Here is a 24278-nt window from a genome sequence, read left to right as displayed (position 1 = left end):
TCTTAGAAGTATTCGGCATATTTACTTAGGCTATTTATTGTTTGGAAGTGGTTAGATTATGAGGGTAATTTGGGCGTGATTCAAGGTGGTTGTAGTGTTTGCTTGGCAACTATGCAGGCTACTACCTATTTGCAAAACGCTCAGTCAAAATATTTCTAAGCTCATTAGTCATAGGCTTAAATTTAAAATGTTCTGGCTCCATCTGAGCAATCAAAGCATACTGATCATTTTCAATCGAGTTATTCTCACAAGAAAAATGATTCATCTCCTGACCAGTGATGGCACTAATAATATAAAAAGAGGTATCGCCATTTTCAAATTGCGACAGCTGATAATAATTATTCGGATCCCGCATAACGAGATTAGTACCATTAGAAAGAGTCGTATAATAGGTATCCTCAGTCGCTTGCTGCGCCTCTAATCTTAAAGGATTACCTTGGGTGGCAAAATAATACTTGAGCATATAACCAATATCGCTATTAATCACATCCAAACGTAAATGATCACCCTTTTCTGTGATGCATTGATAGATCATAAAAGATTCGTAAATTCGTGGTTCAGTAGTGACATTTTATCAAATTTTTCAAACCTGCCAGCCCTATTTTATTTTTGTGAATAAATTATTTGTAAGCTCAAACGCTACTTGTATAAATAATCTGTTGATGAATAGCAGCCCCCGTAAAGAAATTCTGCAACTTTTGCAATAGCAGCCTAGGAAAAGGCAGATGCAGCGAAAGTATTAACCTCTCAAACGCTACCATTTCATCAGCTAAGGCTTGTGCGACATCGGGTTGAATCTGCGGATTTTCATACACATTATCAATCAACCAAGTGAGTTTTGGAAACTTAGCATTATCATGAATCTGATAAAGGGTCGGTAATAGCTCATCAGAGATTTGGCAACGCGATTTGCGAATCATGCCATTTTTATAATACATATTTAAAGCCATATTAGGGTAACTTCCTTAAATTTTTGATACTTAGATAACCAACATACTCTTTATCTTCATCAGCATTTGCAAGTTTGTGACTATTATGAATCATAGGCTCAATTAAAATCTGTATGTTTGAGACAAGATCATTGACGTTGTATACATCATCGATATCTACCTGAAATTTATCATCAATGTGCGATGCGGCATTAAAAGGTGTGTCTTTATCTTTAAAAGTAAATTCTTTATAAAATGTACTGTGTTTGGCTTGTTTAATAGCCTCTGCTTGAGTAGCAGCGACGATAAGCAGTTTATGATGAAACTCTTCAAAACTCCCCTGCTGATAGCCGCCTAAATTAATAAAGAACAGTTTTAAACCGTTATCATTCGCTGTTTGATTGTTTGACTCGATCAATTTAACAGTATGGTTTCCCACTTTGGTAATCGCTCTGTATGAATCAATATGCCATTTGTTTTTGACTTCAGGCCAGTGGTGATTGATATCTTCTACCAGCTCGCGCACCTGATTGGCCACACCAAAGAAAATATCATGCTGCTCAATCAAACGACCTTTGGGGCGACCACCAAGTTGTACCATAAAGAGTGTTGGCATAAAGAATTACCTTGTACGTTAATAACTTCTGAGTAAAATGTGTGATGTTAGATAAATCATATAAAAAGGATCAATATGGGCATTCTGATAGCTATTAAGCTGACGTTTATAGCGACTATATTTTTGCCAATAGTGTTGTGTTTAACTTCCTGTACAAATAAAGAATCAAGCTTAACATCAAGAGCTACTTATCATGACATCAGCAAAGTTGAAATTGAGAACCCTTATTCAAACCCTATTCTACTATCTTACGACGCAAAGCATCAGCCTGAAAAAATGCAAGCCATAGTCGATGAGATAAACAGTCAAAGCCATGGTTTTTGGCGTGAAGGTCTAGGCGGCAAAGAGGGAGCTAATGTTATTAGTATTCATATCTATAGCTATTCTGAGACGCCAGTTGCAAGCTTTTCTTTATTTTCTAATCAACTAATGGAGCGAGGACCAAATTATCGACAGCTTAATGTAGACGGTTTTTTTAGGCAAATAGATATTCAAGCGCTACCCACATTGAAAGAGGCTTGGTGTGGTCATAGAGATATTGATGCATATGATAGCTTGCAACTTAGTAAATCATGCTAAAAATAGGCAAAATCCTGATACTTATATATTTAATTGCTCATCAAGGCAATACTCGCCCTGTTCTCAGTGCAAACGCCCAATCTTCGCGACCGTTCATTGAAGCCAATTTAGCCGCAGCTTCATAATCATAAGGCACCTTGATATGCTCAACTTGCCAGCATTTACCTTGTTCAGTGTCAGCACATTTGATAAGCGCATAACTGGCATGGGGCGAATAGGTTTGCATCTTATGCAAAATAGGCAAATCATCTTTATAAGCAGGGTAACCCACGCTACCTGTATTGATGATTATCTGACCTGTCGATAGCGTGACTGTACGTGGAATATGAGTATGACCACATATGATCACTGAACTGCCAATACCGTTAAGCTGTGCCAAAATATCTAGATTATTACGTAAGGTCGGCTGACCCGTCTCAATATTTTCTAACAAATATACCATGTCATCGGTTGGTGACCCATGGCACAAATAAATATTCTCACTTAAGTGACAATCAAACGGCAAATTCTGCAGCCACTTAACCGCTGCTTTAGGCAAGTCCTCTATGATAAAAGCCATGGTTGCGTTGTTGCCAATCTCCGCCGTTGTCGCTTCATAAATCTGTCTATCCTGATTACCTCGAATAGTAATGATATCGTTCTGCTGTGCCATTAAGAGCGCATAGGTATCTTTAGGGGCAATCGGTCCGTATAAAATATCGCCCAGATTAACAATTTGATCAATATCGCACTGTTTAATATCAGTCAGCACGGCTTCAAGCGCGAAGACATTACTATGAATGTCAGAAATAGCCGCGATAGTATTTAATTGCTTGTTATTAGAGTTGGAGTTAGAGTTAGAGTGCGCCATCCTATTTATTTTCCTAACAAATCACTATGTTATACATCGACTAATTGTAAAAAGGAATAGAAAAGAGAAACAAAAAAACCCAATGGCTCGTGATTATTGAGACATTGGGTTTCATAAATTATGATTAATGTGATTGATAAACTATATTAAGAAGAAATAAGCCCACAATCCGACGACAAAGGTAGCAATGATATTAAGAATGACACCCGTACGGATCATTTCGCTCTGTTTAATCAATCCCGTACCAAAGACAATCGCATTTGGCGGTGTCGCAACGGGTAGCATAAAGGCACAAGATGCACCAATACCGATGACTAATACCAACACTTCGTGTGGTAAACCCATCTGCTCTGCAATGGCAGCAAATACGGGAACCAGCAGTGCGGCAGAAGCGGTATTAGAAGCAAACTCCGTTAAGAAAATAATAAATGCTGATACCGCAATCATCACCACGATAAGCGGTGCAGAAGACAACGCATTAGCGACCGTCTCCCCCAATACCAAAGAGGCACCTGACACTTTCAGAATCGTCGACAGGGCAATACCACCGCCGAACAGCATGAGTACGCCCCAATCCGTATTATCAGACACTTGTTTCCACGATACCAAGCCTAAGCTGACCACAGCGGCAGCAGCTGATAAGGCAATAACCGCGTCAGTATCTGTAATATCAAGCGCGGCGCCGATCTTTTTGGAGAAAATCCAGCTCAATGCGGTGACAATAAAGACGATAATCGTCACTACGCGAGGTTTATTCCATACAATAGGTTCATCTTCAACCAGTACAATTTTACGATTCAGGTTGGGCTTCAAAAACACATACATTGCACCTAACAATAGCGGCAATAATACCAGCATCATCGGCACACCAAACTTCATCCAGTCCACAAAAGCAATATTGAGCGCTTTTGCAGCGATAGCATTTGGCGGCGAACCAACGATCGTACCTAAACCACCAAGGCTTGCTGAGTAAGCGATACCTAATAGTACAAATACAAAAGTGCCTCGGTCTTTTTCACGGTCAACTTGCGTTAAAATACCCAGCGCTAATGGCAACATCATCGCCGCCGTCGCAGTATTCGATATCCACATCGACAAAAATGCGGTCACGCCAAATATCAAAAATACCGCTGTGCTTAATTTGCCACCTGACATCGATAAAATCTTCAGGGCAATTTTTTTATCCAATTGCTGCACATGCAAGGCTGCCGCTAAAGCAAAACCACCAAAAAACAAATAAATGGTCGGATTGGCAAAGCTTTGTAAGCCTATTTCAGCATCGAATTCTGGTATACCCACTAGGGCACCAACCACGACTACCAATAGTGCCGTAATCGTGACGTGCAACGCTTCCGTTAGCCACAATACGCCGATGAAGAACAATAAGGCAAGACCCTTATTGGCATTGATATCGAATGGCAATACATTATAAATAATCATACTGATAACCGCCGCAATAGCGACCACTATCAACCCTTTACCAGTACCCTTTGGAAAGGTATCGGTAAATAAATACTCATTGCCATCATCAGGAAGATGGCTATCTAATTTTTGCTCTGACATAAAATGTCCTTATTTTCCCAAAGACAGTGTAAAAAGACGCTAAAATAAAAACGCATGTTAGCGATTGACGGTAGTTCAACCAGCAACCGCAAAAAATACGCCGTTATCATAACAGATATATAACAAAAATCTGATACAACAAAGCCTTTATAAAAAAGCCCCTATAAAATTTGCAATAAATATGGTTATTTCATAGGTAAAGAATTACTTTAATGCGTTTTAGGAAATGTACCTTAAAACGGTACTTTATAGAGATGACATTTATCTCATGAGTTTTTTATTTTTGAACCGAACTCTAAGAGGGAGTGAGAGCAACTGATAACCAAGTAATTGCTTTTCATTAAACAGCAAGCCTTGTGATATGCGGTTACACATCGTCACTAAACAAGCGTACACTTAGTATGTACAAGCGTATGGTGCTATCTCATACTAAATAAGTCAAAATAAATTTCTAATACCAGTAATAGCTTAACAACTATTTTTTATTAGTATTTATATCGAAAAATGAATAACAATAAATAGGAGCACTTTATGACAGATGCAAATAGAACAGATTCAACCACTAAAATGGCACCGAGAGATATCAATCAAGACGGTTTGGCTAAAAAAGATCAGCAGCGTACCGATGACTCTGCACTCGATATGATGCAGGGCATGCATGAACATGAAGACCATGAAGATGAGAAGTAAGCGAACATTTTAGATTATCCCAAGCTACAATATAAAAAAACCAGAACATGAAAGGTGCTTATTGTTATGACAAGCGCCTTTTATGTTTTGGCTCTCTTTTTTCTGGCAGGCGATCTGAGACGTAGTTATATATAAATGCTGCCGTCAAGACGATAGCAATGGGTACAAATAGCGCTTCATAACCAACCTTGGCGAATAAAAATGCTCCAACGGCGCTGCCACCGCAAAAGCAATACCAAATAATGGCTTGGAACCCTAATGTCGGTTTGCTGATCGATCGACCCGCCAACCAGTTGCCAATCGCTGCGCCCATATCTGATGTCAAACCTGTCAAATGGGTGGTACGAATAACCGCGCCACTATAAGTCGCTACCATGGCATTCTGTAATCCGCATGCCATTGCCGCTGCCAACTGTCCTAAATAATCATGCTGCTGATACAACCAGTAGCTGGCCATTAGCAGTGCCGCCTCGATATATAGCGCACTACCATAGCGCCTACCTAACTTTAATGATGTCTGCCCAATCACATAACCGCTCAGTATCGCACCTGCCAAAAAAGACAATAGCAGCGCACCGATATACAAGATACTACGCACATCCAAGTAAGCAATAGCCGCTGCAAATAAGCTTACGTTGCCAGTGACATGAGAAACCGATAGATTGGTAAACCCCATTAACGCAGCAGTGTTAACACAGCCAGCACTGAATGCCAATACTGCCCCGCCCCACAATATCCACTTTGGTAATTTGGTTATCATATTCGCCGCCTAATGGCTTATCACCAAAAAGCATCTATTATAACCAAAAAAGGCAACCGATTGGCTGCCTTCCTGATGTATAAAACCCTACAACCGACTATTGAAAAGCATTATTTCGGCTCATCAAGCATCATTAATTGCTCACTGATAGCAACGGTATTAAAACCTGCGTCAACAAACATAATCTCGCCGGTAATACCAGATGCCCAAGGTGATAGCAAGAAAAGCGCCGCATTACCAACTTCGGTTTGTGTGATATTACGTTGTAGCGGCGCGATTTTTTCGCTGATATCGAGCATTTTACGGAATGATTTGATACCACTGGCGGCAAGTGTGCGAATAGGACCTGCTGAGATCGCATTGACACGAATGCCTTCACCGCCCATCGAAGTAGCCAAATAGCGAACACTGGCTTCAAGGCTGGCCTTTGCCATACCCATGACGTTGTAGTTTGGCAATACCGAGATACTACCTTCATATGTCAATGTCAGCATCGAACCGTGACGCATGGCCAATAAAGCACGAGCTTCTTTGGCTAATGCCACAAAACTATAGCTTGAGATATCATGGGCAATTTGACTGCCTTCACGGGTCGTCGCCTTAACAAAATCGCCATCAAGCTGATCCATCGGCGCAAAGCCAATCGCATGTACCACACCATCGATTCCATCACCCCAATGGGCAGTGATTTGCTCAAAGCAGGCAGCGATAGACTCATCAGACGCCACGTCACACTCAAGTACCAAATCTGCTTCGAACTTCTCCGCTGCCATATCGACACGCTTTTTGATCTTATCATTAGGATAAGTGAGAATTAATGAGGCACCTTCACGGTGCAGTGCCTCAGCGATAGCCCAAGCGATAGACAGTTTGCTCGCAATGCCTGTCACGACAAATCGTTGTCCTTGTAGTAGCATAATATTTCCTTTTGGGTCGATCAAAATTGTTTAATCATATTAAGTTATTTAGAGTGATTAGATACGATGAATATCACAGCGTAAAAAGTACAAATTATAAAATGAGTCATTATACACGAATTAATTTAAGTAAACAGTCGTAAACTGTATTCCCTTATAATGTCTTCTAATATCAATTAAACGCCCAACTGCTCGCCACAGCAGTATGAAGTTAAGGAGATTTCAAGTATAATCACAGCCCTTCCCAGCTTGCACAATTTTTATAAAAATCCTTTACAACAGTTATTTGCAACTGTTCGTAATTAGGGATTTAGCGTTAAGCTACACCCACATTTTGGATGGCTGCCAAACTTATGAGTAACACCCCAACAATAGCATCAAATTACCAAGAAAGCGTTGAGTCTTATCGTCAACTGATTCTCTCAACTGGCGAGGACTTACAGCGTCCCGGTCTTGAAGAAACGCCGATGCGTGCCGCAAAAGCTTTTGCACATCTAACCCAAGGTTATCATCAAAGCTTGGATGAAGTCGTCAACGACGCCCTGTTTCCATCGAGCAATCGCGAGCTGGTATTGGTACAAAATATTGAATTTTATTCATTGTGCGAACATCATATGCTGCCTTTTCATGGTATCGCTCATGTAGGCTATTTACCCAATGGTCAAGTACTGGGCTTATCAAAATTTGCCCGTATCGTCGACATGTTCGCCCGTCGCTTGCAAGTTCAAGAAAATTTAAGCGAGCAAGTGGCACAAACTATCATGGATGTCACTGGCTGTCGCGGTGTAGCAGTAGTGATGGATGCGGCGCATATGTGTATGATGATGCGCGGCGTAAATAAGCAGCACTCTACTACACGCACGATGTCGATGTTGGGTGAGTACGTACATGACAATCAAGCGCGCAATGAGTTTTTGAGTGCGATTCCTAGACGTCAGCCTGCATTCTAACGCTTCAAGTAATAATAGATAATAAAAAAGGATACTTAAGTATCCTTTTTTAATGCGTACCTTTCAATATAGCTATCATTAATAATTAGCAATCAACCATTAATTGCAATATAACGAGGTATAACTAACCTATTTTATGTCATCAATCCAATTGCCATAACCTTCTGCTTCCATCTGCGCCAGTGGAATAAAACGCATTGCCGCTGAATTCATACAGTAGCGTTTACCCGTCGGTGCCGGACCATCGTCAAATACATGACCGACGTGTGAGTCTGCATAGCGACTACGAATCTCGGTACGGCTTCCGAATATCCCTCGGTCTTCCTTTTCAACGACCATATCCGTGCTCAATGGACGGGTAAAGCTTGGCCAGCCAGTGCCAGATTTGTATTGATCACGAGAGGAATATAGTGGCTCCCCCGATATCACATCGACATACAGCCCAGGCGCTTTATTATCCCAATATTCATTATCAAAAGCGCGTTCGGTGCCGTCTTTTTGAGTGACTTTATATTGAATATCACTTAGCGACTGCTTTAGCTCATCCTGTGCAGGCTTCACAAAGGTATCTGGATTGAATCCTGTACTAGCTTTAGTAGCTGACGCATTGTTTGATGTTGCCTGTACGCTACCTGCCGCCGTAGGTTTAAACTGGCTAAAATCCAGCTCGTAGTCTTTACCATAGACATTTTCGATAAACTGATAGCGCCCAGAATTAAAGGTATAAGCCTTATAGCGGATTGGGTTTTTCTTATAATAATCTTGATGATACTCTTCAGCAGGGTAAAACTTGCTAGCAGCAACAATTTCAATCACAACTGGTTTGCTATAGATACCAGAGTCTTGCAGTGATTGCTTAGCAGCTTCTGCTATCTGCTTTTCTTGTGCATTACTATAAAAAATAGCAGGACGATACTGAGTACCACGATCTACATACTGGCCGTCAGCATCGGTTGGATCGGCGATACGCCATAACGCTTGAACGATACCATTATAGGTGATTTTCGTCGGGTCATAATATACTTGAGCCGCTTCAGTATGCCCTGTGCCGCCTGCTGATACAGTGCTATAAGTTGGATTGGTCGATTGACCGCCGGTATAGCCAGAGACCACTTCTACAACGCCAGGTATCTTTTCATAACCCGCTTCCACGCACCAAAAACAACCGCCAGCGACCGTAGCGACTGCGAGATTTGGGTCTGTTGGCGCATAAGGATTATCGATGGCAGTATTTTTCACAGCGGGCGTATTTTCGGTGGCAGCACAGCCAACGAAAACCATACTGATGGCTGCTACAGCCATCGCAATAGCGCCCGTCTTTAATTTATGATTCATCGATACCTCCTAAAAGTAATATAATATAGCCATGATAACTCTTTGACCTCACTAAACTATACCTATATTGTTATAAAAATTTAACAGTAATTAGATATTATTTAATATAATTAAACAGTATAATCCTGAATTATACACAATTTCTTAATAAGATAAGTTTGCTACAAAGTATGATTATTAAAAAAGAGCACATTACGGACAGCGTAGTGTGCTCTTTTATATTACATCAATATAGCTTATGTAGCTTATGTAGCTTAGTTACTTTTTCATTTTTCAGCAGTATGCTCATCACTGGCTTGCTGAATCTTGGTTAAAATAGCCTTGATTTCAGACGCTGATAGATACGTTGGTACGGCATAGGTATCACTGACTTCTTTTGCTGCTGCTTTAGCAATTTTATCAAAATCACTGCTTTGCATGCCTTTCACCGTTGGATCGATATTCAAGGTGGCAATCAGTTCGCGTACTTGCGCAATGAGGTGGTCGGCAATCTCAGCATCACTCTTACCAGCTTGTCCCGATTTTACCATACCAGTCTTGCGAGCCAACTCTGCCAGTCTTTTTTTACTTCCTTGACGATTGACATCAAGCACATACGGCAGCACGATGGCATTGGCACGACCGTGAGGAATACTATAATACGCCCCTAGCTGATGAGCGATAGCATGCACATAACCAAGACCCGCTTTATTAAAGGCGATACCGCCGTAATGAGCGGCAATACCCATTGCTTCTCTGGCTTTAAGATTGCCGCCGTCTTTATAAACCAGCGGTAAGTTTTGCATCACAGATTTAACCGCAGAAGCCGCATAATAGTCGGTCTCGACGCTCGCATTAGCACTCATCCAAGCTTCTAACGCATGGGTCAATACATCAATACCCGTATCCGCTGTAATATGAGCCGGCATGCCTTTCATAATAACAGGGTCAATAGCCGCTGCTAATGGCACCATTCTTGGGTCAATAGACAGCGCTTTTTGATGCGTTTTATCGTCTGATACTACTGCACCAAGGGTTGCTTCTGAACCTGTGCCAGCCGTGGTAGGAATACAATAAAGTGGAACCGAAGGCTTTCTGGCTTTAAGAATGCCGATAAGCTGTTGCGGCTTGCAGCTATTGCCTTGTGACATCGCAATCATCTTAGCCGCATCAATGACCGAACCACCACCGATGGCAATAATCGAATCGCACTTAGCATCGATAGATTTGCGCAGTCCCTCTTCGACAACTTTAAAAGTAGGGTCTGGGGTAATGCCGTCATAAACGGTATAGCTGATATTTTTGCTATCTAGATAATCAGTCACTTTGGCTGGAATTCCAAGCTTATTAAGCACGGTATCAGTGACGATAAATACATTGGTGCTGCCTTCGTTGATGGCCATATCACATAGCTCTTCACAAGAGGTCTCACCGACAAATAGCATTGGTCTTCTAATTGGAACAACATAAGCGAACGCTTTTAAGACTTTAGCGCGTGTTTTAGCAACGGCTAAATAACCGACATTCTGCAATCCATTGGTATTTACTAACTTATTATTTACTAATTTAACAATACTATTTTGTTTTTTCATGAGTAAAAATCCTTTTTAATGAGGGTAATAATAGCGATGACAATCCTTTAAAGCAGCGATTTAAACTACTCTTTAACTAAAAATTAAACAAAGTTAAGCCTCTAACTAAAGTAAACGTCTGTTTAACTTATTGTATCACTGCTATTTTTAGGATATCGCAATTAGTATGAACTGCCATGTTCTGCTTATTTGGCTCTATCTGCTTAACTCTTTTTGGCTAAGCTAAATCATACTCGCCTGCAGCAACTGCTGCGCATAGGGATGCTGTGGGCTATTAAAAACATCTTCAGTACGTCCAGACTCAATACATATGCCATCTTTAAGCACCATAATTTGCTGACATAAGGCGCGCACCACTTTTAAGTCATGACTAATAAACACATAACTGATTTGCAATTTTTCCTGAATTTCACGCAGCAAGCTAACTACAGTGACCTGCGTGGTACTATCAAGCGCGGACGTCGGCTCATCTAATATCAATAGACTCGGCTGCATAATGAGTGCGCGCGCAAGTGCTACCCGTTGACGTTGACCACCTGATAGCTCATGCGGATAGCGATGCGAAAACTCAGCTGGCAGATGTACGGTAGCAAGGCTATCCATCACTGCTTGCTGCCGTGCTGCTTTATCAACGCCTTGTACAAGCAATCCTTCTTCAATGATTTGCATCACCGTCATACGTGGATTGATACTGGCAAAGGGGTCTTGAAATACCATTTGAATTTGCGAGCGAAACTGACGTAGCTCACCCTTGGACAATACTGAAATATCTTGTCCATTAACCATTATCTCGCCACCCACACGTGCTTGATTGCTAAGTAATTGACTTAACGCAAGCGCTATCGTGGTTTTTCCAGAGCCTGACTCACCTACAATGCCTAATGCCCACCCTTTCTGTAGCGTCATATCAACATTTTTTACCGCATCAAACCAGCGCTTAGTACCACCAAACAGACTTTTTTCAATGGGAAACTGTACTTGTAAATTGCTGACTTGCAATACGGTTGATGGATGACTTTGATCTTCATTAGAGAAGTTCAGTGCTTGGCCAAAGTCTTGTTTGATTAGCGAGCGGGTATATTCGGCTTTGGGCTGATTGAACACACTTATGGTTTGCCCCTGCTCAATCGTTTGCCCTTGGTGCATGACGATGACGTCATCACTGTAGCGCCTGACCAGATTGAGGTCATGGCTAATAAGCACCATCGCCATATTATGCTGACGCTTAAGATCATCTAATAGAGCGAGAATCTCATGTTGCAGAGTCACATCAAGCGCGGTGGTCGGCTCATCAGCGATTAAAATATCAGGCTGCTGTGCCAATGCCATGGCAATCATGACGCGTTGACGTTGACCACCTGATAGCTCATGCGGATAGCGGTTCAACTTATCAATCGGATTGGTAATATTGACATCATTTAGTAAATCGATTGTTTGACTTTGCCATTGTTTCTTGGGCACACCAACTAGACGTAGTGATTCAGCAATTTGCTTGGCAACTGAATGTAGTGGATTGAGCGCCGTCATTGGTTCTTGAAACACCATGCCGATGCGCTGTCCGCGAATAGAGCGCAGCGCAGCGTTACGTGCCTTAGCACTAACACTAACATTGGCATTGGCATTGGCATTGGCTATCGGTAGCACAGTCAACCCTGCTGACCCTGCTAGCTTCACCTCACCGCTAACGGTCAAACTGTCTGGCAATAAGCCTAATAGCGCGAGACTTGCAATGGATTTGCCAGAGCCTGATTCACCTACGATAGCAAGGGTTCGTCCTTGCCTAAGCGTATAAGACAGATTATCAACTAACGTTACGCCGGTATTGGTAAGAATACTGAGCTTATCGACACTCAATATTAGCTTTTGCTGTGTATTGCTACGATTTACGTTTAGGCTGTCAGTTTGCGTATCAATCATAGTCATCTTAAGAACGCCTCGGATCAAACGCATCACGCAGCGCTTCGCCAACGAAAATCAGCAATGATAAAATAAAGGTCAAACTAAAAAATCCAGATAGTGCAAGCCAAGGCGCATCGAGATTGTTTTTACCTTGTACCATAAGCTCACCAAGCGATGGTGAACCAGGTGGCAAGCCATAACCCAAGAAATCTAGTGCCGTTAAAGCGATAATATTAGCTGTCAATATAAATGGCAGCTGTGACAAACTTGACGCTAGGGCATTGGGCAAGATATGCCTTAGCATGATTTGACTGTCGGATACCCCAAGATTACGCGCAGCACGTACATAGTCAAAGTTACGCGCGCGCAAAAACTCTGCCCGTACCAAACCAACCAGTCCCATCCAACCAAATAACAGCATCATTGCAAATAGCATAAAGATACTAGGGCTGAATAAGCTGACCAAAATAATAATCATAAACAGCTGCGGCATACCGCCCCATACTTCCATGAAGCGCTGCCCTGCCAAATCTATCCAACCACCGTAATAGCCTTGTATTGCACCGACGATAATACCAATCACTGCCCCAGCAAGTGTCAATGCTAAACCAAAAAGTAACGACACGCGCATGCCATAAAGTATCCGTGCCAGCACATCGCGGCCTAAGTCATCAGTACCAAGCCAGTTCTGGCTATTGGGCGCTGCTGGATATGGAATACCCAGCTCAACGTTTGGTGTCTGATCGGCAAATGGAATCGGCGGCATAATGTAAAAACCCTGCTCATCAATCAGCGTCTGTACCGCAGGGTCTTTATAATTGGCTTCAGTCTCAAACACCCCACCAAAAGCCGTTTCAGGATAAGCTTTTAGGACAGGAAAGTAATAATCGCCTTGATACTGCACCAGTAGCGGCTTGTCATTGGCAATCACATTGGCTGCCATACAAATGACGAATATCAGCGCAAAAATGAATAATGATACGACGCCAAGACGATTTTGGCGAAAACGGTTTAGGCGTGCCTGCCAGATAGGATTTAGGCGACGTTTTTTTGGCATAGAGACAGGAGATGCAGATGAAGGCGTTGAAGGTAATGGATAACTTGACATTAGCGCCCCTCAAAATCAATACGAGGATCAATTAAGTGATAACTCAAATCACTGATTAACTGTAATAACAGTCCGACCAAGGTAAAAATAAACAATGTACCAAATATCACCGGATAATCGCGCTGCTGAATGGCTTCAAAACCTAACAACCCCAAACCATCAAGTTTAAAAATAATCTCGATTAAGAAGTTTCCGGCAAAGAAAATGCCAACGATAGCCGCTGGAATACCCGCGATAATAATCAGCATGGCATTACGGAAAACATGCCCGTATAACACTTGACGCTCACCCAAGCCTTTGGCACGGGCGGTGAGCACATATTGCTTACCCAGCTCTTCTAAAAAGCTAAACTTAGTCAAATAAGTCAAGCCCGCAAAACCGCCAATCGTACTTGCCAGCAGCGGCAGCGCTAAATGCCAAAAGTAATCTTTGATTTTACCCAGCGCGCTTAATTGATCGAAGTTCTCAGAGGTCAAGCCTTGCAGTGGAAAGATATTCCAGTAGCTACCACCGGCAAAAAACACCAGTAATATAACGGCAAATACGAAAACGGGTATTGCATGCCCGATAGCCAGTAGCATAGCAGTAACTTTATCAATCCCCGAGCCATGATGCATGGCTTTATAGATACCTAGTGGAATCGCTATCATATAAATCAGCAGCGTGCTCCAGAGTCCAAGCGAGATAGAAACGGGTAATTTCTCGATAATTAAATCTGTTACCGACTGTCCTTTAAAAAAAGACTCACCGAAATCTAGCTGAGCGTAATTCTTTAACATGAGCCAAAAGCGCTCAGGTGCCGATTTATCAAAGCCGTATTGGGCATTAATCGCTGCAACCATTTCCTCAGATAAGCCACGCGTACCTTGATAGGTACTGTTATTTCCCGCACTACCCGCGCCAATATTACCGCCAAGCGCATTGTCTTTTTCACCTTGCTCAATAAGCGCCAGTTGCTGCTCGATAGGACCACCAGGCGCTGCTTGTACAATCACAAAGTTTGCGAGCAATATCAAAAAAAGCGTCGGTAATATCAGCAGTAACCTTTTTAAGATATAACGACCCATAACGGTGGCTTCCTAAGATAATAAATATGACGACAGAAAGAATACGCAGCTAATAACTATCAAAACGTCAGTCGAAGCGCCCGTTATGGTTTAAAAGCTATTTTTAAGCTCACGTAACGCAGCAAATACAGCCAAAGATTTATCATCATCGATAGTTGCTTTAGACTTCACCCCTGCTATCACACTCGGCTCTTGCGTCCGTAAAAACACATTGACTGCGCGCTCATGTTCTAGAGTGACTGGCAACGTCGGAATACCTTGGGCGGTTTTTTCTTCTGCTTGAACCAGAGTTTGCTGCATTGCTTCATTAGTAGGTTCAATAGATAGTCCAAAGCGCAGATTACTGGCAGTGTATTCATGCGCAGGATATAGCAGCGTCTCAGCTGGCAAACCATTTAAACGCTTAAAGCTGTTGTGTAATTGCTCAATCGTCCCCGTAAATACCCGTCCGCATCCAGCACTAAATAAGGTATCGCCACAAAAGCAATGTTTAAGCCCGTCAATATCCAAAATATAAGCCACGTGGCTAGCAGTATGACCGGACACATCCCATACTTGTGCTGCACAGCCCCAAGCACTGACGGTACTACCATCTTTGATGGTCTGATCTTCATCGACATTATGCTCAGTATGCGCAACCAGATGCGTCATCGGATAAGACTCTTGCAGTTCTGCGACACCGCCGATATGGTCATGATGATGATGAGTCGTCCAGATAGACGTCAGCTCTAATTTATTTTCTTCCAAATAACTCATGACAGGCTCAGCTTGACCAGGATCAATAACGATCGCCTGTTTATTATTTTCATTAATCAATGTCCAAATATAATTATCATTGAACGCTTTGATTGGGTGAATGCGGATAGTCATATTAAATCCTTACCAGTAGTTATCTTTATTGCTGATGTCTTTTATTGATTTTTTAAACGAAATAAAATTTTAAGATGCAGCGTTATTTCATTCATTGTTCTAAATCATTGCTTCAAGTATTGGTTAACACGTGCTTCTGCTTCTTTGTCCGTCCACCAGTAGTCAATACCGATGGCATTAGAGGGCAGTTTTTCAGTATGACGATATTGATCCCAATAGGCGACATTGGTCGCTGATTTGCCGTATAAAGGCACTAAATAATGACCAGCACGTAGTAGGCGATCGAGCACCTGAGTATATAATATAGTATCGTCGCGAGTTTTAGCATTACCAAGCTGCTCTATCACCGCGTCAATCTCTGGGTTTTTGATGCCGATAGTATTTCTATTACCCGCTTGGTCAGCCGCTGAGCTACCCCAAAAGCCAACTTGTTCTGCACCAGGGGATAAACTCTGAGCAAATTTATCAACTATCATGTCGTAGTCAAAACGGCGTACCCGCTCATAATATTGTGGTCCGTCGACTTGACGTAACGTGGCATCAAATCCCAAGCGCTTTAGATTTCGAATATATGGCAGCAGCACCCGACCCATAGTATCGCCCATCATTAAAACCTCAATCTGAGCAAGTTGTCCATTGGGCTGATATAGCTTCATATCGTTATAATAAAATCCAGCATCTAGCAACAGCTGCCGTGCTTCTAGTAACTCTTTACGGTTAAAGCCACTACCGTCACTGGTCGGCAATTGCCACTCCATTAATACGGCTTGACGTTGCAGCGGCTCAAGCTTAGGTATTAAAGGCGTAAGCACCCGCATTTCTTCAGCAGACGGCATCCCTGTTGCGGCAAGCTCAGAGCCATGAAAGAAACTCTGTAAGCGTTCATACTGCCCATGAAACAAGGTCTTATTCATCCACTCAAAGTCATAAGCCTTGCTCAGTGCTTGGCGAACGCGAATATCTTGAAAGATGGGACGTCGCATACTCATGACCAGACCTTGCATTGGTACTGGGTTTTCGCTGCTGATCGTTTCTTTATTAATCATCCCTGCCTTGACTGCAGGAAAGTTATAACCCGTTGCCCAGTTCGACGCTTTATTCTCAGGGCGAAAACGATATTGACCAGACTTAAAACCTTCAAAAGCAATCTCATCGCTTTGATAATAAACAAACTTAATCATATCAAAGTTATAACGACCGCGATTGACCATCAAATCACGACCCCAATAATTGGGATCACGCACATAGCTGACCGAGCGCCCTGCATCGACACGTCCTAACTTATAAGGTCCACTGCCCGTCAATGGCGTCAACGTTATTTTTTCAAAATCCGTATCGATAGAGGACTTAGCAAAAATAGGAAACTGTCCGACGGTTAATAAAATCTCTTTATTGTCATCAGAGTTAAAGATGAATTTTACTTGTTGCTTATTAATAATTTCAATATTTTTAATATCACCCAAATAGCTGCGAATATACATCGGACCTTTATTTAACAGTGCATCATAAGTCGCTTTGACGTCACTGCTGGTGACCGGCGTTCCGTCCCAAAAGCGCGCAGCAGGATTAATATGGTAAATAATCCAACTAGTATCGTCGGGATCATAAGTTACTTTGGTTGCCAGCTGCGGATACATGGTAAAGGCTTCATTTAATGAGCCAGTCATCAAGGTGTCATATAGATAATCGGTGCCAACCATCGCCACACCTGTGGTCATCCATTTATTGGCCGCGTTAAAAGTACCACGCGCCTCAAGTGATAATGTACCGCCTGTCGGTGCCTTTGGGTTGGCATAAGGCATAAAGGGCACGTCAATATACTCAGTGGTACTATTATGACCAAGCGCAGTCGTGGTGATTGGCGCCGCGATACTGGCAGGCATCCAGCTCGCCATTGCTCCTAATGTTGCCACTAACAAGACGGCTTTTAGCATGGTATTTTTTATCATAATAAAGTTATAACAAACCCTTGTGCGAGCCCAATGAATATGATGAAATTTTACTTAAGTGCTACCATATAATTGAAAAGAGTGAGTACTGCGGAATTTTATCATAACAAACTTAGGTTTTTTAACCTAATGGTTTGCAGTGTTAGAGTTGCTACATGATGCATCATTTATCTTAAAAGAATACTAACGCGTATAAAAAAAGACGCAGCTTATAAAAGTTGCGTCTTTTATTTTAAAGTCTATGCATAATTTATGCGTGTTTTTTCTCAAACGCAATCATAAAGTCAACCAACTGCTGCACCCAATCTAATGACACTGCATTGTAAATGCTGGCACGCATACCGCCCACATCGCGGTGACCTTTTAGATTCATCAAGCCTGCCGCTTCCGACTCTTCTAAGAATACTTTATCAAGGCAGCTGTCGGCTAAGGTAAAAGGCACATTCATGATAGAGCGATATTTGGGATCAACTGGATTGCTATAAAAGCTGCTATCATCAATTGTTTTATAGAGTAAATCGGCTTTTTGTTGGTTGATTTTGCCAATAGCAGCGACGCCGCCCTGCTCCTCTAACCAATCAAACACTAGTCCTGCTAAATACCAAGAATACGTCGCTGGTGTGTTTGACATGGATTCTTTTTCAGCTTGGTGCTCATAGTTCATCAGCAGTGGGCACCATTCACTCGCTTGACCCAATAGGTCTTCACGGATAATCACGATAATCAGACCTGCTGGCCCGATATTTTTTTGCGCACCTGCGTAAATCATGCCAAATTTAGAGACATCAATGGGCTGTGACAAAATACAAGAAGACATATCGACGACAATTGGTGCATCGACTTGTGGCGGCTCAAATATTTGCAAACCATGAATGGTTTCGTTAGCGCAGTAATGGAAATAGGCGGCATCTTCGCTCAGGTTCCATTCGCTTTGGGCTGGTACGTCAGTAAAGCTACTGTCTTTACCCGTTGCGACCTGATTCACTTCACCAAGACCAAGCTTTTCATAGCGCTGTGCTTCTTTGACCGCTTTACCAGACCATGCACCCGTCGTTAGATAGTCTGCGCGCCCACTATTTAGCAAGTTTAATGGAATCGCTGAAAACTGTAAGCTAGCGCCACCTTGTAAAAACAGCACTTTATAGTTATCTGGAATCTCCATCAACGAGCGCAATTTGGCTTCGGCTTTTTCGGTAATCGCGATGTATTCTTTACTACGGTGACTCACTTCCATGACCGACATGCCGCGTCCCTGCCAATCAAGCAACTCTTCTTGAGCGCGTGATAATACGGCCGTTGGTATAGTAGCAGGTCCCGCTGAAAAATTGGGTACGCGGTTAGGAGCGGCTTTAGTGGTCATAATCAATATCCTAAATATGATGAAGTCATCGTGGTTATTAAAGGTTGAATGTTGAAGGTGAATTTTATCGTTATTTTTTAATCTCTATCATAGTAAGTGGTAAGCCTTTAACTGTGACTCGATAACTGCTCCCAAAGCTGACGTTTAAGGCTACTATCAGCAAGCATCTCATCGAGTGTGGGCACAGTAGTCACGCTAGGATGTTCAAGACCGTCAGGCAACACTGTCAATGCGGCAATTTTTATCTCTTCGCTACGGCCGATTTTAAAGACGTATCCAGCAAGACTGGCATTGGCAAGCTCAGCCGTATCCATACCTTCACAGATAGGGAACGATGTCGTCTCACAACTGATGGATAACGCTTGGGTGATATTTTGCCACAGTTTTTGGCTGTCATGATTAAGTGCTTGGATATCCACCAAAATCACCCAATCACCATAACGACCACCTTGTAAATCAAAGGGTGCTACCTTTTTAAAGCTTTCCTCTTGAAAGCCCTCTTCTTTAAAACTGCCATTTTCAAAGCTCGAAGCTTTATTTATATCAGTAATAGAAGCTTGCTGTACAACAGTATCTACAAAGGAGGTAACGGCTGGCTTAGAGATATTAAGGGCATTAGGAGTAGTCGAGTCAAAACTATAAGTAACAGGGCTTTGCTGGTCAGAATAGCTTAAATCTGTATCATTAGCGTCATTATAATAATGGTTGATAGACTCATCATCTACCATATCTGATATGGCATTAATATTTGGGGATTCAATATTAGAAGATTCAATACTTGGCTGTTCAGTGGTAATCGCAGAAGAAATACTAGGATTAGCTAAAATTGGATTAGCTGTAGTCTGCTCGAGCAGAGCAGGCGCAGAAATACCTGCGATACTCAATGTCTTAGAGCTCGGCTGCACCCACTGATTGATACCCATCATCGCTAAAATCTGGCGCTGCTGCAATACAATTAGCGGGTCTTGGATATCACTCATGCTTATTTACTATCCTACTTATCTAAAATGGATTTACTGACTTTTAATGGCAAGGAACAATATTAGAGAACGATGTTAAAAAAAAGGATTAAAAATATAGTCCATTCAATTTAAAAAAGAATACTTAAATGCCGTCAATGATATTGTTCAAAAAAGCTGCCGAACGCCTAACCAATGATTGGCTAACATGGACAAGCAATCATATTCATCTTGACTGACTATCGTATCGTGTAACATCACCGTATGCAATGTGCTCAGCCATTGCTGGTAAGTATGATAAGCATAAGAATGGCGCAGACTATCATTGCCCGCCTTATCTACACTATCTGCATTGCCGTCTTGTCTATGAGCATTATAATCTATTTGATCGCTGCCCTGTTGCCTCTGTCGATAATTATCATTACGTTTGGCTTCTGATGCAGACGACTGACTGGCAGGCGCTATAAAAATAGGCACCGCTTCTATCACTGCCAATAACTGGATACTATTTATATTTTGCGCAGTCAATAGTAGCCATTGCAAATTTGCGTCACTAACAGCGGCTAAGTCAATATCAATCAAACGTGCATGACGCCGCAAATCCACAAGATAGTGAGCAACACTGTCATTATTATAGCCGAGTACTGAAGTAGGTGCTGAAATGTGTACTGAGCTATCTAGTGCTGATACGACCTGACCCTTGACATCTTTTGATAGGCGATAAGCCAATAAAATAAGCATTGCTTTCGCGGCAACATCGAGACCATCAAATACCTGTCCTGAAGGGTCAAGCTGGTCATAAATATCATCTCTACCCGCTTGCAATGTTTGCTGCCATAACCATAATAGCTGAGGCTGAGCATGCACGTGTTCCTCGTTCAATACAGTAGACAATATAGGTAATAATTGCTGCAACTGTAGCGCTTGCCATAATGATAAAATCGGTGGCAACCGAGAGTCGATTTTTCCTGAGTGCGTTGATACTGGCTTAATTTTATCCATAGCACCATCTTCACTGGCTATGTTATCAGCGAAATGTTGACTTAAATCCGCCGTTAGGTAGTGCTCAAATAGCTCAATGATACCCTGTTGATAGCGCATCAGCATTGTACGACACTTTTTTTGCTGCACATAATGTTGATGATCTTGATTGCTATGACTCGCTTCATATCTTAAGCGTGATTCATTGATAGCAGTTTCTGACAGGTTATGCTGATTCAATTGCTTTATTGCCAATGCAATCAATGCGTTGTCTAAACGCCTATCAAGATGTGCCACTGCTGCTAATAATCTATGATCTATCGTATGCGCTAAAAATTGGGGGTGGCTGCTAATATTAGCGCTAGCGTTATTATTGATTTCAGCAGCAGACGCTTTATCGTTAGCAATTCCAAGCCAGATATCAGTCAAGTCATAACTCTCAGTCGTTGCTAATATACGACCTTGATGGCACAACATAACTGCTTCAATCAAAGCTTGCGCCCCGAGCGGGTGATAACTGTGATTGAGTATATACTGCGGCAGTGAAACTTTTTGTCTATCGTCGATACCAATCAATGTATCCGATGGCAAATCGCTATCAGGTTTTGCTTGCCATGGCTTGAGCAACTGATGAATACCGGTATTTTGCGCTTGAACCTGTAAACGTCCTGCAACAACGACATCTTTCTCGATAACAAATTCTAGCCCCTTATCTTCGTCCAACTCATTCTTTATTTCATTTGCAGGAAAAGCAGTAGTTTCTTTGTCTATAACATCATTGCTGTTATTAGTAAGGCTTTTATCGTTATTGCTTTTATTGTTATCTAATCCTGATTGAGTTTCAAATATTGATGATTGGGTATTTTTTTCTTGTTTATTTTTGCTTAGGCTATTTGCTTTTATGACGCCCCAATCCCCTAATCGCCGCTGCTCATATATCTCTTTTATTTTCTGTTGATTTATGCGCTTTTCTTTAGCCACTTTTACCGCAAAATCATCATAAGCTTGGGCATTAATGGCACTCATTCGCTCAGCCAAGCTCGGATGGGTGGCAAACCAAGAGACGTCACCCAAATCAGCACCACTACTGGCAAAGAAGAAATGACTAAGACCATTGATATCGGCGATACTGGTTAAGCGCGAACCAAGCGAATCTTGATGAATGGCTTGTAAGGTTTCCATAATAGCCGGCGAGCGTGTCAGCTGCACGCTTGTCGCATCGGCAAGCAATTCACGCTGGCGATTAAAGCTGTGTTTAATCAGTTGCGCACTGGCCATACTCGAAAAACTCAATCCATGTATTAACAACGTCCAAATATTGCGCGGTGCTTGACTATCGAACTTATTATTATTTTGTAGCCATCGTGACTGGCTCTTAGCTGACGACTGCTGGCTTTGTGATTGACTTTGCCAATAGCTTACCCATTCACTATGGGTGGTAAAATTGGCGGTTTGAGATTCAGTGCTACGCGCATGGCTATCGACGGCTCTTTGTGACAGAAGATTGCGTCGATTGACCGCATCATCAAAATGGTTGTTATGGCTATTCTGATAACTGTGTTGATTACCAGCGCCAAAATTATTAATAGAATCACTCCAGTCATAGAGTAATTGCAAACCTGCCAGCACCACCATCAGTTGCAAATTAAACGTCGCATCACCATGCAAGATATGACCATATTCATGCCCTATCAGCCCATACAGCCCCTCATCGGACAGCTTATCAAGCACGCCTTGAGTGACGACCAATACCATATCTTGACTATGACGACCAGCAACGAAGCCGTTAATACCTTGCTCATCAGGCAGTACATACAGAATCGGCATACGTACACCCGAAGCAATGGCTAGCTGCTGGGCAATCTCATAATAACGACGGTAGACAGGCGGGAAGTCTCGCTCATCACGCACGGCGATATGGTGGGCGCTGAAACGAACCTTTGGTATAGGCCCATGCTGATGGGCAACCCCTTGACTATGCTCCCACGCGTCTTGGCTGTGGTCGATAAACAGCCGAACCCCGCCCACACGCTGAGCAATAGCGCGACCACCGGCTTCTAAACGTCTGTACTCTAAAAAACTACCGATCACAAAGCTACTGATTGTCCAGATAGCAACCAGTATCAACACCCAATGATAGATGCCACCAGTAAATATCGTTAGCAGCAGCGCCATGATACCCAGCGCTACTGCCAGATGGGCAAAGACAATGAGAAAAAATAGCCCATAGAGCAACAGACTTCGCTGGGTAAGGGTGCGTTGTTCACCAAAAAAATCCATCTATATGCCTGACTTAAAAATAGCTAAACGCATCTGAACATATGAATATAATTCAATATCAGCCCATACTGACGACAGGTGCTTGAGCGATCACCTTTCTGTCTTCAAAAACTAGCAGGCTTAACGGGCGAAAGCCAAAAGTCGTACTAATAAGATTGTTGGGAAATACCTCGCGGTCATTGTTATAGAACATCACGCTGTCATTATAGTGCTGACGGGCGAAGCCAATGCGGTTCTCAGTATTGGTCAGCTCATCCATCAACTCTTTAATCATGCTGTCCGTCTTTAGCTCAGGGTAAGCTTCCACAACCGCTGAAAACTGCCCTAACGCTTTAGACAGCATACTCTCAGCTTTGGCAAATAGCGCCATATGCTCAAGCGAGTCTGGCTGATGTGTATTGGAGTCTTGCAAGCTTTGCGCGTGATTACGTGCACTAATCACACGGGTCAGCGTCTCTTCTTCATGCGTTAGATAGCGTTTAGCGGTTTCAACCAAATTTGGAATCAAATCATGACGGCGCTTCAGTTGTACATCTATTTGCGCAAAACCATTTTTCGCTTGGTTGCGAGCGCGTACCAATTTATTAAATATAGATACGCCAAACACAATCACTAGTAGCACGAAGGCAATGAACAACCAAACAAACATCTTCATAAGAAAACCCTAAAGTGTCCAGAATGTTAATAAAAGTTAATACATTGTATTTTAACCCATATTAATCAATCAAAGGTCAAAATCGGACAAAAAAAGGTCGAAAAAAAGCCCTTTGCAATGAAGGGCTTAATAGATCAAATGAGCATTTCTAATTAAATATTAAAATAGTTATCAAATTTTAGGCAAAAAAAAGCGACTCCAAAAGCAAATCCTCGGCACACACTGTGGCTATTACCGTTGCTACCTTCCGGTCCTGGCGGGGTTCATAGAACAATGTTGCGAGGCTACCAATGGAGCCACCAGTTGCAAATTATACAAGAATTTTTAAATATTACAACCCCTATCGTAAAACTCTTTCTATTACCTCAAAACGCCCTGTAACTTAGGTGA

General features: G+C 42.3%; 21 protein-coding genes and 1 other RNA gene. 3 read left to right on the top strand and 19 right to left on the bottom strand.

Annotation, left to right across the window (positions count from 1 at the left end; genetic code table 11):
• Positions 1-121 precede the first annotated feature (121 nt).
• The 3 genes from ACT3S4_RS05945 to ACT3S4_RS05935 all read right to left on the bottom strand — a co-directional run bounded on the left by ACT3S4_RS05945 (position 122) and on the right by ACT3S4_RS05935 (position 1545).
• Positions 122-535 carry a hypothetical protein gene (locus ACT3S4_RS05945; RefSeq protein ID WP_444760682.1) on the bottom strand — a complete coding sequence of 138 codons (414 nt, stop codon included), beginning with the start codon at positions 533-535 and terminating at the stop codon, positions 122-124.
• A gap of 97 nt (positions 536-632) precedes the next feature.
• Entirely contained in the window at positions 633-950 is a 318-nt protein-coding gene (locus ACT3S4_RS05940) for a hypothetical protein (RefSeq protein ID WP_444760681.1), read from the bottom strand.
• Position 951: 1 nt separating this feature from the next.
• Complete coding sequence (locus ACT3S4_RS05935) at positions 952-1545, bottom strand: DUF1543 domain-containing protein (protein WP_045452955.1); 594 nt, start codon at positions 1543-1545, stop codon at positions 952-954.
• 75 nt (positions 1546-1620) lie between these two features.
• Between ACT3S4_RS05935 and ACT3S4_RS05930 the strand changes: the two genes are divergently transcribed.
• Entirely contained in the window at positions 1621-2124 is a 504-nt protein-coding gene (locus ACT3S4_RS05930) for a hypothetical protein (protein WP_201605739.1), read from the top strand.
• A 40-nt stretch (positions 2125-2164) separates the two neighbouring features.
• On the opposite strand, the gene ACT3S4_RS05925 is transcribed toward ACT3S4_RS05930, so the two are convergent.
• A complete protein-coding gene (locus tag ACT3S4_RS05925; RefSeq protein ID WP_045452951.1) occupies positions 2165-2974 on the bottom strand; it encodes a metallophosphoesterase family protein in 810 nt (269 codons plus the stop codon).
• A 141-nt stretch (positions 2975-3115) separates the two neighbouring features.
• Positions 3116-4537 carry an SLC13 family permease gene (locus ACT3S4_RS05920; protein WP_060491069.1) on the bottom strand — a complete coding sequence of 474 codons (1422 nt, stop codon included), beginning with the start codon at positions 4535-4537 and terminating at the stop codon, positions 3116-3118.
• 531 nt (positions 4538-5068) lie between these two features.
• Here ACT3S4_RS05920 and ACT3S4_RS05915 point away from each other — a divergent pair.
• Positions 5069-5227 (top strand): hypothetical protein, encoded by a 159-nt coding sequence (locus ACT3S4_RS05915; RefSeq protein ID WP_201605741.1) that lies wholly within the window; start codon positions 5069-5071, stop codon positions 5225-5227.
• A gap of 64 nt (positions 5228-5291) precedes the next feature.
• Here the strand turns inward: ACT3S4_RS05915 and ACT3S4_RS05910 are convergent, their stop codons facing one another.
• Together ACT3S4_RS05910 and ACT3S4_RS05905 are read right to left on the bottom strand one after the other, a co-directional pair.
• On the bottom strand, positions 5292-5987 hold the full coding sequence (locus ACT3S4_RS05910) for a YoaK family protein (protein WP_201605743.1): 696 nt from the start codon (positions 5985-5987) through the stop codon (positions 5292-5294).
• Between the two features lie 110 nt (positions 5988-6097).
• A complete protein-coding gene (locus ACT3S4_RS05905) occupies positions 6098-6904 on the bottom strand; it encodes an enoyl-ACP reductase FabI (RefSeq protein ID WP_045447404.1) in 807 nt (268 codons plus the stop codon).
• Positions 6905-7257: 353 nt separating this feature from the next.
• Here ACT3S4_RS05905 and folE point away from each other — a divergent pair, with 353 nt between their 5' ends.
• Positions 7258-7854 carry a GTP cyclohydrolase I FolE gene (folE, locus tag ACT3S4_RS05900; RefSeq protein ID WP_227681719.1) on the top strand — a complete coding sequence of 199 codons (597 nt, stop codon included), beginning with the start codon at positions 7258-7260 and terminating at the stop codon, positions 7852-7854.
• Positions 7855-7983: 129 nt separating this feature from the next.
• Here the strand turns inward: folE and msrB are convergent, their stop codons facing one another.
• From msrB to ffs, 12 genes are all read right to left on the bottom strand, one after another.
• The gene (msrB, locus tag ACT3S4_RS05895; RefSeq protein WP_444760680.1) at positions 7984-9189 is read right to left on the bottom strand and encodes a peptide-methionine (R)-S-oxide reductase MsrB; all 1206 of its coding nucleotides are present in this window, start codon (positions 9187-9189) and stop codon (positions 7984-7986) included.
• 266 nt (positions 9190-9455) lie between these two features.
• Entirely contained in the window at positions 9456-10760 is a 1305-nt protein-coding gene (locus ACT3S4_RS05890; protein ID WP_444760679.1) for an iron-containing alcohol dehydrogenase, read from the bottom strand.
• 222 nt (positions 10761-10982) lie between these two features.
• Positions 10983-12677, bottom strand: coding sequence for an ABC transporter ATP-binding protein (locus ACT3S4_RS05885; RefSeq protein WP_444760697.1), 1695 nt, complete (start codon positions 12675-12677; stop codon positions 10983-10985).
• A 7-nt stretch (positions 12678-12684) separates the two neighbouring features.
• Positions 12685-13716 (bottom strand): ABC transporter permease, encoded by a 1032-nt coding sequence (locus ACT3S4_RS05880; RefSeq protein ID WP_201601370.1) that lies wholly within the window; start codon positions 13714-13716, stop codon positions 12685-12687.
• Positions 13717-13766: 50 nt separating this feature from the next.
• On the bottom strand, positions 13767-14834 hold the full coding sequence (locus tag ACT3S4_RS05875) for a microcin C ABC transporter permease YejB (RefSeq protein ID WP_201601143.1): 1068 nt from the start codon (positions 14832-14834) through the stop codon (positions 13767-13769).
• Positions 14835-14924: 90 nt separating this feature from the next.
• Positions 14925-15704, bottom strand: a complete 780-nt coding sequence (gene gloB / locus ACT3S4_RS05870; protein WP_201601140.1) for a hydroxyacylglutathione hydrolase — start codon at positions 15702-15704, stop codon at positions 14925-14927.
• A gap of 104 nt (positions 15705-15808) precedes the next feature.
• Positions 15809-17653: an extracellular solute-binding protein gene (locus tag ACT3S4_RS05865; protein WP_444760678.1), complete on the bottom strand. Its 1845-nt coding sequence runs from the start codon at positions 17651-17653 to the stop codon at positions 15809-15811.
• A gap of 250 nt (positions 17654-17903) precedes the next feature.
• On the bottom strand, positions 17904-19013 hold the full coding sequence (gene serC, locus ACT3S4_RS05860; RefSeq protein ID WP_443563596.1) for a 3-phosphoserine/phosphohydroxythreonine transaminase: 1110 nt from the start codon (positions 19011-19013) through the stop codon (positions 17904-17906).
• A 107-nt stretch (positions 19014-19120) separates the two neighbouring features.
• Positions 19121-19993 carry a hypothetical protein gene (locus ACT3S4_RS05855; RefSeq protein WP_443563597.1) on the bottom strand — a complete coding sequence of 291 codons (873 nt, stop codon included), beginning with the start codon at positions 19991-19993 and terminating at the stop codon, positions 19121-19123.
• Positions 19994-20140: 147 nt separating this feature from the next.
• Positions 20141-23233, bottom strand: coding sequence for a M48 family metalloprotease (locus ACT3S4_RS05850; RefSeq protein ID WP_444760677.1), 3093 nt, complete (start codon positions 23231-23233; stop codon positions 20141-20143).
• A gap of 58 nt (positions 23234-23291) precedes the next feature.
• Positions 23292-23888 (bottom strand): LemA family protein, encoded by a 597-nt coding sequence (locus ACT3S4_RS05845; protein ID WP_444760676.1) that lies wholly within the window; start codon positions 23886-23888, stop codon positions 23292-23294.
• A gap of 196 nt (positions 23889-24084) precedes the next feature.
• An RNA gene (gene ffs / locus ACT3S4_RS05840) (signal recognition particle sRNA small type) lies at positions 24085-24181 on the bottom strand.
• Positions 24182-24278 lie beyond the last annotated feature (97 nt).

Source organism: Psychrobacter sp. AOP30-A2-5 (genome assembly GCF_052378115.1).
Taxonomy (GTDB): Bacteria; Pseudomonadota; Gammaproteobacteria; order Pseudomonadales; family Moraxellaceae; genus Psychrobacter.
This window is presented reverse-complemented; position numbering and strand designations above follow the sequence as displayed.

What these genes read in the sequence shown, in the direction of transcription:
- ACT3S4_RS05945 (WP_444760682.1), bottom strand. Translation starts at nt 535, where the DNA reads ATGATCTATCAATGCATCACAGAAAAGGGTGATCATTTACGTTTGGAT.
- ACT3S4_RS05940 (WP_444760681.1), bottom strand. Translation starts at nt 950, where the DNA reads ATGGCTTTAAATATGTATTATAAAAATGGCATGATTCGCAAATCGCGT.
- ACT3S4_RS05935 (WP_045452955.1), bottom strand. Translation starts at nt 1,545, where the DNA reads ATGCCAACACTCTTTATGGTACAACTTGGTGGTCGCCCCAAAGGTCGT.
- ACT3S4_RS05930 (WP_201605739.1), top strand. Translation starts at nt 1,621, where the DNA reads ATGGGCATTCTGATAGCTATTAAGCTGACGTTTATAGCGACTATATTT.
- ACT3S4_RS05925 (WP_045452951.1), bottom strand. Translation starts at nt 2,974, where the DNA reads ATGGCGCACTCTAACTCTAACTCCAACTCTAATAACAAGCAATTAAAT.
- ACT3S4_RS05920 (WP_060491069.1), bottom strand. Translation starts at nt 4,537, where the DNA reads ATGTCAGAGCAAAAATTAGATAGCCATCTTCCTGATGATGGCAATGAG.
- ACT3S4_RS05915 (WP_201605741.1), top strand. Translation starts at nt 5,069, where the DNA reads ATGACAGATGCAAATAGAACAGATTCAACCACTAAAATGGCACCGAGA.
- ACT3S4_RS05910 (WP_201605743.1), bottom strand. Translation starts at nt 5,987, where the DNA reads ATGATAACCAAATTACCAAAGTGGATATTGTGGGGCGGGGCAGTATTG.
- ACT3S4_RS05905 (WP_045447404.1), bottom strand. Translation starts at nt 6,904, where the DNA reads ATGCTACTACAAGGACAACGATTTGTCGTGACAGGCATTGCGAGCAAA.
- folE (WP_227681719.1), top strand. Translation starts at nt 7,258, where the DNA reads ATGAGTAACACCCCAACAATAGCATCAAATTACCAAGAAAGCGTTGAG.
- msrB (WP_444760680.1), bottom strand. Translation starts at nt 9,189, where the DNA reads ATGAATCATAAATTAAAGACGGGCGCTATTGCGATGGCTGTAGCAGCC.
- ACT3S4_RS05890 (WP_444760679.1), bottom strand. Translation starts at nt 10,760, where the DNA reads ATGAAAAAACAAAATAGTATTGTTAAATTAGTAAATAATAAGTTAGTA.
- ACT3S4_RS05885 (WP_444760697.1), bottom strand. Translation starts at nt 12,677, where the DNA reads ATGATTGATACGCAAACTGACAGCCTAAACGTAAATCGTAGCAATACA.
- ACT3S4_RS05880 (WP_201601370.1), bottom strand. Translation starts at nt 13,716, where the DNA reads ATGCCAAAAAAACGTCGCCTAAATCCTATCTGGCAGGCACGCCTAAAC.
- ACT3S4_RS05875 (WP_201601143.1), bottom strand. Translation starts at nt 14,834, where the DNA reads ATGGGTCGTTATATCTTAAAAAGGTTACTGCTGATATTACCGACGCTT.
- gloB (WP_201601140.1), bottom strand. Translation starts at nt 15,704, where the DNA reads ATGACTATCCGCATTCACCCAATCAAAGCGTTCAATGATAATTATATT.
- ACT3S4_RS05865 (WP_444760678.1), bottom strand. Translation starts at nt 17,653, where the DNA reads ATGATAAAAAATACCATGCTAAAAGCCGTCTTGTTAGTGGCAACATTA.
- serC (WP_443563596.1), bottom strand. Translation starts at nt 19,013, where the DNA reads ATGACCACTAAAGCCGCTCCTAACCGCGTACCCAATTTTTCAGCGGGA.
- ACT3S4_RS05855 (WP_443563597.1), bottom strand. Translation starts at nt 19,993, where the DNA reads ATGAGTGATATCCAAGACCCGCTAATTGTATTGCAGCAGCGCCAGATT.
- ACT3S4_RS05850 (WP_444760677.1), bottom strand. Translation starts at nt 23,233, where the DNA reads ATGGATTTTTTTGGTGAACAACGCACCCTTACCCAGCGAAGTCTGTTG.
- ACT3S4_RS05845 (WP_444760676.1), bottom strand. Translation starts at nt 23,888, where the DNA reads ATGAAGATGTTTGTTTGGTTGTTCATTGCCTTCGTGCTACTAGTGATT.